At 45.1% G+C, this 1,320-nt stretch carries 3 protein-coding genes; all 3 read left to right on the plus strand.

Going from position 1 to position 1,320, the window contains the following annotated elements; translation table 11 throughout:
- Positions 1 to 277 (plus strand): HAMP domain-containing sensor histidine kinase (locus A3738_RS25520; RefSeq protein ID WP_197474037.1); only part of this gene is annotated, 277 nt, incomplete at its 5' end.
- Between the two features lie 11 nt (positions 278 to 288).
- Entirely contained in the window at positions 289 to 753 is a 465-nt protein-coding gene (locus tag A3738_RS25525) for a DUF1499 domain-containing protein (RefSeq protein WP_068479516.1), read from the plus strand.
- 1 nt (position 754) lies between these two features.
- The coding region (locus A3738_RS25530) for an NAD(P)-dependent oxidoreductase (RefSeq protein ID WP_197474038.1) at positions 755 to 1,320 on the plus strand (566 nt) is incomplete at its 3' end.

Here is a 1,320-nt window from a genome sequence, read left to right on the forward strand (position 1 = left end):
CAAACCGATTAACGTCGATGTGCAACAAAAAGATACGCTCGCCGTCATCACAATCGAAGACCAAGGTTTTGGCATAAAGGCGGATGAGTTACCGAGAATTTTTGAGCGTTTCAGAAGACAACAAGTGTCCGAAAAATCTGGTCCTAAAGGCGCAGGTCTCGGTCTAAATTTTGTCAAAGTTGTGGTCGAAAAACACAAAGGCGACATCTCAGTCGATAGCGTTTATGGTGTTGGCTCTGCGTTTACTATTCGTCTACCCATTCTATCCGATCAATAACGGGAGTAACTGTGCAAAACCCTATTCATCAAACCAAACTTTTTCTTCTATTCATTGCCTCAACGCTTATTTTGAGTGCTTGCACTGGAACGCGTCCGAAACAACTTGGAGAAGCGCAAACCTCGTTGCAAGTTTGTCCGAGCTCACCAAACTGCGTCAGCTCTCTCAAGGATGAAGATAAAGACCACTTTATCGAAAGTATTAGCTATACCAATAAGTCTTCGACTCACGAAGCACTGGTAAAAGCGATCAACTCAGACGAATCAGCTGAGCTAATCATCAAAACTGATCAGTACATCTATGCAGAATATACGAGCGCGATCATGCGTTATGTAGATGATGTAGAGTTCTTATTCGACGACAACCAACAACGTATACACGTGCGTTCTGCTTCCCGACTTGGGCATTCTGACTTTGGCGTGAATCGCGATCGAATTGAACAAATTCGTTCTCAGCTTAACGATGGGGCTCTATAACATGTCTCAAAAGGTATTGTTCCTTGGGCTTGGCGTCATGGGCTATCACATGGCAGGCCATCTTTCTCAACGCTTCGAAACATTTGTATTCAACCGCACATCAAGCAAGGCCTCTGAGTGGTCCAATGAATTCTCTGGTACTGTCATTAGCGACTTCACTCAAATTCCGGGAGATATCNCATGCGTAATGACATGTATTGGTGACGACAACGATTTGAGAGATATGTATTTTGGAGAGAATGGCTTACTTGCGGAACTTCCGAAAGGAACACTCGTTATCGACCATACGACCGCGTCTGCTGAAGTCGCCCGCGAATTGCATGAACAAGCTCTTAACCTAGGTATTGATTTCATAGACGCGCCCGTTTCAGGTGGCGAGCAAGGTGCGATTAACGGTCAACTGACTGTTATGTGTGGAGGTGACGACGCCGCTTATGAAAAAGCCGAGGAATTCATCGCAACTTACGCGAAGTCTTGCAAACGCCTAGGCGACATTGGTGCAGGTCAACTTACAAAAATGTGCAATCAGATCGCTATTGCAGGTTTAGTTCAAGGCTTATCGGAATC

It is taken from the genome of Oleiphilus sp. HI0066, assembly GCF_001635725.1.